At 70.3% G+C, this 6,821-nt stretch carries 9 protein-coding genes; 5 read left to right on the top strand and 4 right to left on the bottom strand.

Annotated elements, in window-relative coordinates; translation table 11 throughout:
* Window positions 1–730: 730 nt before the first annotated feature.
* Complete coding sequence (locus AOK08_RS29310; protein WP_055531633.1) at window positions 731–1,003, bottom strand: hypothetical protein; 273 nt, start codon at window positions 1,001–1,003, stop codon at window positions 731–733.
* A complete protein-coding gene (locus AOK08_RS29305; protein WP_241827135.1) occupies window positions 1,000–1,638 on the bottom strand; it encodes a WhiB family transcriptional regulator in 639 nt (212 codons plus the stop codon). Before AOK08_RS29305 ends, AOK08_RS29310 begins: the two co-directional genes overlap by 4 nt.
* Before the next feature lie 208 nt (window positions 1,639–1,846).
* Between AOK08_RS29305 and AOK08_RS29300 the strand changes: the two genes are divergently transcribed.
* Window positions 1,847–2,542 carry a GntR family transcriptional regulator gene (locus AOK08_RS29300; RefSeq protein WP_157876853.1) on the top strand — a complete coding sequence of 232 codons (696 nt, stop codon included), beginning with the start codon at window positions 1,847–1,849 and terminating at the stop codon, window positions 2,540–2,542.
* A 250-nt stretch (window positions 2,543–2,792) separates the two neighbouring features.
* Here the strand turns inward: AOK08_RS29300 and AOK08_RS29295 are convergent, their stop codons facing one another.
* Window positions 2,793–3,371 (bottom strand): hypothetical protein, encoded by a 579-nt coding sequence (locus tag AOK08_RS29295; protein WP_241827134.1) that lies wholly within the window; start codon window positions 3,369–3,371, stop codon window positions 2,793–2,795.
* 331 nt (window positions 3,372–3,702) lie between these two features.
* On the opposite strand from AOK08_RS29295, the gene AOK08_RS29290 reads away from it, so the two are divergent.
* The 3 genes from AOK08_RS29290 (at window position 3,703) to AOK08_RS29280 (ending at window position 5,029) form a co-directional block, all read left to right on the top strand.
* Window positions 3,703–3,900, top strand: coding sequence for a YlcI/YnfO family protein (locus tag AOK08_RS29290; RefSeq protein ID WP_241827133.1), 198 nt, complete (start codon window positions 3,703–3,705; stop codon window positions 3,898–3,900).
* Complete coding sequence (locus AOK08_RS29285) at window positions 3,897–4,193, top strand: hypothetical protein (protein WP_055531625.1); 297 nt, start codon at window positions 3,897–3,899, stop codon at window positions 4,191–4,193. Before AOK08_RS29290 ends, AOK08_RS29285 begins: the two co-directional genes overlap by 4 nt.
* A gap of 221 nt (window positions 4,194–4,414) precedes the next feature.
* Window positions 4,415–5,029 (top strand): DUF7711 family protein, encoded by a 615-nt coding sequence (locus tag AOK08_RS29280; RefSeq protein WP_055531623.1) that lies wholly within the window; start codon window positions 4,415–4,417, stop codon window positions 5,027–5,029.
* 108 nt (window positions 5,030–5,137) lie between these two features.
* Here the strand turns inward: AOK08_RS29280 and AOK08_RS29275 are convergent, their stop codons facing one another.
* A complete protein-coding gene (locus AOK08_RS29275; RefSeq protein WP_055531621.1) occupies window positions 5,138–5,632 on the bottom strand; it encodes a hypothetical protein in 495 nt (164 codons plus the stop codon).
* Between the two features lie 431 nt (window positions 5,633–6,063).
* Here AOK08_RS29275 and AOK08_RS29270 point away from each other — a divergent pair.
* Window positions 6,064–6,821, top strand: a 758-nt coding sequence (locus tag AOK08_RS29270; RefSeq protein WP_157876852.1) for a hypothetical protein, incomplete at its 3' end; no start/stop codon positions are given.

The following is a 6,821-nucleotide window of genomic DNA, read 5'->3' as shown; positions in this document are numbered from 1 at the left end:
TCTGCCTTTGGGGTTGGAGCCGCGTACGAGGACCAGGTGGGGCCTGGTCCCCTGCTGCGTGCCGGCGGGCGGGACTGCTGGTCGGCGGGGTGGGGCGATGAGGGCAAGTGCCTGGTTGACGTGCTCGTCGAAGGTGGTCATGGGTGCGGTCCTCATGGTCGTGCTCGCGGGCAAGCTCGGACGCCCTGCGGAGCGGGGTGTCGAGTCAGGACGGCCGGACGCCAGCGGGACGAGCAGTCCGTTGTCGTCTGCGCCCTGGCCGGAGAACTCGTCAAGGGGGAGTGGATGGCGCCGTCTCCCAGAGCACGGCGGCGAGCACCGGCCAGACGGCGTGGACGGCGCAGCTGAGGAGGTTGGTGGCCTCGGCGGAGAAGGCGGCGCTGGTGCTGGCGAGGTCCAGAAGAGTGCCCTGGCCAGGCCCGGTCCTTCGCCGGCGAGGGCGCGGCGGCGTGCTCGGCGTCCGCGGACCATGGCGGCGTCGAGGTCGATGAAGGGCAGGAGGCCGAAGGGGGTGGTGAGGCCCATCTGACGGTGGCCGACCCTGAGCAGATCGGTGGCAGACAGGGCTGCCGCAGCCGTCGCGATGACGACGGTGAGGCCGTCCCGCCGCGGCCTGGGCGAACCGGTGGCGCCGGAGGGCGATCTCCGGTCCGAGGGCGAAGATGAGCGCCCCCAAGGCGAACTGCCAGCTGCCGAGCAATTCGGCTACCGAGGGGGACGAGCTCGGATGTCACGGTGAATCCGTTCTGGCGGAGAGGCCGGCCGTGTCGGCGGTTCGGGTACGCAGCTGTTCGTCGCCGGGCGGCGCCGGGTCCTGGGTGATCCAGGCCCGGTAGGCGTCGCGTTCGAGGGTCACCTGGCGGAGCTGGGCCAGGAGCAGCACGGTGAGCGGGTGGATGCGTGGCGCCTCTGCGCCGGCCGGGACCAGGACGGGGAGCAGGAGGACGTCGTCGCGGCGGGCGAGGGAACTGACCAGGGCGCGATCGTCGTCGGCTGGGTTCATGCGGCTGCCGTCCAGCCGGTGCTGCGGCGGTGGGCGTCGACGAGCTCGTCGCGCTGCTGAAGGGCCTCGGCGATTGCGAGTCGGTTCTTCTCACGCCTGTCTGCAGGGATGGAACCGCCGACGTACTGGCCGGCGAGTCGCTGCACCTCGCGTGCCGCGGCGATCCGGGCCTGCTGCTGTGTGGCGGCACGCTCGTCCTCGGCCCGGGCAGCGGTCAGCCGGTCGGCTTCCGCCAGGAGCCGCAGGTGGAGCTTCTCCGGCGCCAGGCCGCCGCGGATCCCGGCGGTGTCGCCGTTGCGGAGCGCGAGCTCGGCGCATGCGGCGCGCACCGGGCACGCGGAGCAGTGGCCGCGGACCGTGCTGGCGCGCCGCCGGCGCCAGTCGGCGTCCGATTCATCGTCCTCCTGGTAGAAGTCGTTGACGTCCGGCTGGGCGGCATAGCAGACCGAGTGCGTGACGGCCCGACGCAGCTGCGGGGCGCGTAGCTGTTGGGCGATGAGGCGGCCGTCGTGGCCGGCGAGGTATCCGCCGGCCACGAGGCTTTCGACCGGCTCGGCGCCAGCGACGTACTGGGCGATGTCAGCTTCGGTCGTTCCCCGGGAGCGGCTCTGGGGCGGTGGCGGGGCTGCCATCATGGTGTTCACGCGATCTCATCTCCTGTGACGGGTGGGTGAGGCGCGTGTCGCGGTCTCCGGGAGGGCAATTCCCGGGGACCGCACGCGCCATCTGGCCTATCTGGCCTAGTCCAGTTAGGCCAGATGATGCATGGTGATCGTGGATCACGTCAAGGGCGGAGGGATTGCGGCGACTGGGTCGCGCCGGCGGGTGCGGCAGTATGTGCCCATGACGACCCCTCACCCGCATGAGCGTGCCGCCGCGGCCCTGCGCCGCGACATCCTGGACGGCACGTTCGGCGTCGGCGGAGAACTGCCGGGGGGCCGCGAGCTCGCGGCCCGGTACGGGGTCGCCCGCGACACGGTGGCCAGGGCCCTGGGCATCCTCCAGGCGGAGGGCTTCGTGGAGAAGGCGCCGCGGCGCAAGGCGCGGGTGCTCCGTCCGGCCCCGCCGCTGGAGGCGCGGCTGCACGAAGACGGTCTCGTGTGGCCGGCCGAGACCGGCGGCCTCGGCTACAACGACCTCCGGAGCGGCGGCCGCGGCACGGATCCCCGCGCAACAGAGGCCCTCAGCCTCGCGACGAGTGCTCCGCTCCATGTCCGGCAGGCCGTACTGCTGCACGGTGGAGCCCCGTGGGCGCTCCAGACGCTCCTCACTCCACAAGCGCTGAAGTCAGCTTCCGTTGGGAGGGCGGCCACCGTCGGCCCGTTCACCGACGGCCCTCTGCGGGAGGAAACGCGGTACACCAGCAGCTGGTCGGCGCGGCTGGCCACGCCGGAAGAGCGCGGTCTCCTCCGGGCGCAGGACAACGCCGCCGTGATGGAAATCCAGAGAGTCGGCTTCACGAAAGAGCGTCCGACTTCCTACCTTTTGACGGTAGTGCGTTCTGATCGTTCATCTATTCGCATGGATGGCCCGATTTAGCGCATATTCGCGAACTCGCTATGCTCGCCGTCTTTCGGCGCCTCGAAGGCCGCCCATCGGCGGCTTCCCTGGGTGTGAACGGTGCTCTTCGGGGACAGGGGCTTCCGCTTGATCCACTACGCCTCACCGTCGAGCCCCGGCGTGCAGTGCTTGGTTAGGGTCCGGTCGATGACCAGGAGTTCGATGGCGTCGGCGTGACCCCGGGGCCCACTCTGAGGCGCGCGCCAGCCATCGGCACCTCGGCGTCTCCTCAGGCGGCGGCCGACTCCGGCTCTTCCGGCTCCTCCAGGACCTCGGCGACCCGACGGGCCAGCTTCGCGATATGGGGCGGCAGATAGTTGTCCAGGGCGTCGACGTCGTCGCACAGCCGGGCGCGGAGCCCGTGCAGGCAGGCCTCGGTGAACAGCTTCTCCGGATCGTCCGCCCACTCCCGGGCGGTGTCGGCCTGGTACTGGCCACGCATGTAGCGCAGCCGTACGAGCCCTCGCTCGTCGGCACCCGCAGGGGCGGCCTCGTCCAGCAGTCCCGCCAGCTGCGCCCGATCCTCATCCTGAGGGCCGGCTGCCCGGTCGTGCTGCTGGCCGACCTGCAGGTACGACCGGAGGGTGTCCATGGGCATGCCGGTGCTCTGGCAGTACGCGGCGATCAACAGGGAGGCCATGTCCATCGTGTCAGCGGCGTCCGTCGCCCGGTACAACGTCATCCGTTTCCAGGTATGAGCCTGGTCGGGTTCTGTGTACCGGATAACCTCCTGGCAGTTCTGGACCGCCTCGGCGACGAGCTGATGGACCGCGCGGCGCAGCGGCTCGGGCATTGGGGTGCTCTCCATAGCGCAGACGCTAGAACGGCGGGACGGCCGAGCGGCACGCGACAAGCCGCTGTTTCCGCCATTTGGGGTACGGCGGCCGGCATGGGAAGGGACGCATGGTCTCGGGCTACGGGGATGCCGGACGCATGCGCACGCCTCGGAACGAAGATGGCCACCGAAGCCTCGACCGGCCGGGGGTTCGCCCCTCGCCCATGAGCCTGTGGTCGGGACGCCCTGTTGAGGGTGTCTCACGGCCGGATCCCCTTGGCCGAGGGGCGCTACGGCCCGTTTCCGTCGTCCTCCAGATCGCAACCGCCTTTCGCCACCGCTATGCGGTGGCTATTCTGCATTCATGTCTGTCACCACGATGACCCTGCGCATCCCCGATGAGCTGGCTCCCTCGATCAAGGCGGCCGCCTTGGAGGCTGGTATGAGCGTGAACGCGTACGTCGTGCGCGCCGCGCGCCGCGCAGCCACTCTCGACGCCGCGCGGCAGCTCGCCGACCTCGGTCTCGGTAACGCCCTGGCAGGCGAGGGCGACGCTCTGTGAGGCGTGGTGAGATCTGGGAGCTGTCCGACGGCCGCAGCGTCCTGATCATCAGCTTGACCGGCTTGGAGGAGTCCTACGGGGCTGTCCTCGTGATCGTGCTGCACCCGAGCGGCAGGTTCCCGGACACCGCTATGTCCGTGGTGATCGGTGACCCGATCCCGTGCACCGCCGTCGCAGTCAACATCCAGCAGCTGAGGGCCGACAGGTTCGACGACGCGAAGCTCCTCGGCCCGGTCGACGCCCAAGTCATGGCCCGCGTGGACCAGGCGCTGCGCGCCGTCCAAGACCTGTAACGCCAGGAGCCGGCAGTACCGAGGAACGGGCCGGCTACCCTGCGAGCCGCCACCAGGACGACCACGTCCCGGAAGACCGGTCCGGCACACCAGCGTCACCAGCTCCCGCCGGGGCGCCCATCTGGTGCTTCAGGACCTAGCACATGAGTCCCGTTCCTCGCCGTCGACCAGCCCTTGACCGAGGAGCACGAGCAGGGCTGGCACCGTCAGATACTGAGGGCATGCGCTACGCCACCGCCGTCCGCCGCCTTCGGACTGTCGCGGACTCGTGCACCCGCGCCCTGGTTCTCTCCACCGAGCCACCACTCGCCGCCGCGTATGTGTTCGGCCCGGTGCTGGACGAGCCCGGGAACGACGTGGAGGTCGTCCAGGTCGCCTTCGTCCTCGACGTGCCCGCGGCTGATCTTCCGTGGGGTGTGGAACCTCCGGCCTGCTCCGCGCTGGCCGAACGACTGGGCGTGACCAGGGCACCTGTCCACCGCGTGTGGCGGTCCGCTGACCGTCACGTCACCAACCACATGATCCGTAGACCTCTGCGTATCTGGAGCCTGGCGGGCGTCGACGAAGCCGCTCTGGACGCCCTGGTCCACCAGCAGGCCGAACCGCTGCGTGAGGACGATCCGGCCCCGGCTCAGGCCCACGCACAGCGGGAGAGCGAGCGGGCCGAGTCCCTCACTCATCTCATGGAGATCCGGGACCGCTACCACGATCCCGACTGGCGACGTCGACATCGCAGTGCGGGCCAGCCGCCCGAGACCTACCTGTGGTCCGCCCTGGACGGGTTCTTGGAGCTGGAGGGTGTCACCACGCCGCGCTCACGCGGCACACAAGAATGAGGAGAGGGCTCTCGATCGGAACGAGCACCGGATGCTGCTCAGACCGTGCTGGGAAAGGTGACGAGCACACGGTTGGCATCAAGCGTTCGGACGCTCCGCCCAAGGCCGTTAGAGAGGGACGAGTTCCGGTGTGCCGGTGCGGTCCCACTCCACTCGGCGGTCGACATTGTCCGCCCACGCCCGCCACCCATGGATCATGGGATCGAACATCCCGCGCAGGGCCACGGTGCGCACCTTCAGCGGTCGGCCCTGCTCGTCCCAGTCGCTCACGTCCACCACGGGGTGCCCGTCCAGCAGCGCGTACCCCTGGTGCGCGACTCGCCGTGCCCAGGTGCTCGTCACCCGCATGATGAAGACGGGCGGCCGATCGCTTTCCCCCTTCCACGTGAAGATCGTTCCCGGCTCTGCGACGGCAGGACGGGTCTGCACGACGGCGTCCGGGACCTGGGGAGCGTGCTCGGGGACGTACGCCGGATGCCGGCGGCTGCCCGCCGGTCGGCTGCCGTCGCGTTCGCAGCGACGCGCCGCCTCGGCCTCGAACAGTTCGCGGACCTGCGCGCTGACGGCCTCGGCGATCGCCTGCCGCGCCTGGGCTACCCTCACCTGCTCCTCCTCCGTTTTACGTGGCCGAGTATGACAAAGGGCGGTACGGCGCTGCTCTGCATCCGGGACCCATTGGAACCGTTCAGGGCTCGCCGCCGTGTCGTCGACGAGGCCGCCCGCACCGCCAACCAGATCATCAACTCGGCCGAGGTCCTCGAAACCGGGCGCTGCACCAGCCTGCTCACCGACCTCCTGAGCTGGTACCGCGCTGCACGGCCCGTCCAGTCGGCGCGTCCCCCAACCGCGTGGAACAGCCCTCCCGGAAGAGTCGTATCCAGCCGCCTCCCGGACAACGCCGAAGTTCGGGTAAATCAGGCTCACTTGGCGTACCTCGCAGGCTGCAGGGGCATACCGGGGCATGAACCGTGAGGTCACAACGACCGGGGGAGATGGTGGGGATGGCGGCTGGACGGCGGCGCCATGCAGGCGCGGTGCGGCAGATCGGCGGACGGATCGACCCAGAGCACCGCAACGGTGTCATGAGCCAGGTCGTCGCCTCCCGGTTCCCGTGTCCGGTCTGCGGGTCGGGCAAGCTCCGCGTCACCACCGGCGGCCAGGAATGCGAAATGTGCCGGCAGACGCGGGAACAGCGGCGCAGACGACGCTCAGCGCTCAGGCGCACGGCCGTGGAGCGGCCGGTGACGTGGCTGGTCAAGGAGCGCAGCCGGGAGGCCGCTCTGATGCTCTCGCGCTACACCGCCTGGCAGGCCCTCGGGCCGAACCCGCTGCCGCAGGGACGTAAAGTCCTGGACCGGCTGCGCGTTCACCTCGACGCGGTGGGCGTGCTGGACACGGAGCTCAAACGCCGTTACGCCGCGGGAGCTTCCGCTAGCCCGGAGGGGATCACCGGCCAGCAGGCGGCCGCGTTCCGCCGCCGCCTGTTCGCCGCCCTGGCCGCCGGCCGCCGCACCATCGACGACCTGCTGCAGCCCACCGACCGCCTGGGAGATCAGCAGGCGCTGCTCGATGCCACCCACGCCTTCGCCGTCTTCAGCGCCCAGTACGGACACCGTGTCGCCGCAGCCGCCTTCGAGCACGCGCGGGTCCCGGTCAGCCTGTCCTGGCAGGCAGCCAGCGCCCACATGCCCGTCCTCGTCCGGGCCACGGGCACGGTCGTATCCACGCCGTCCGCCTCCACTGACCACCTGCAAGAGATCACCAGCCTCGACTCCGAAGCCGCGGCCGCGGC

Origin of the sequence: Streptomyces graminilatus (genome assembly GCF_001418565.1) — a bacterium.
Lineage (GTDB): Bacteria > Actinomycetota > Actinomycetes > Streptomycetales > Streptomycetaceae > Streptomyces > Streptomyces graminilatus.
This window is presented reverse-complemented; position numbering and strand designations above follow the sequence as displayed.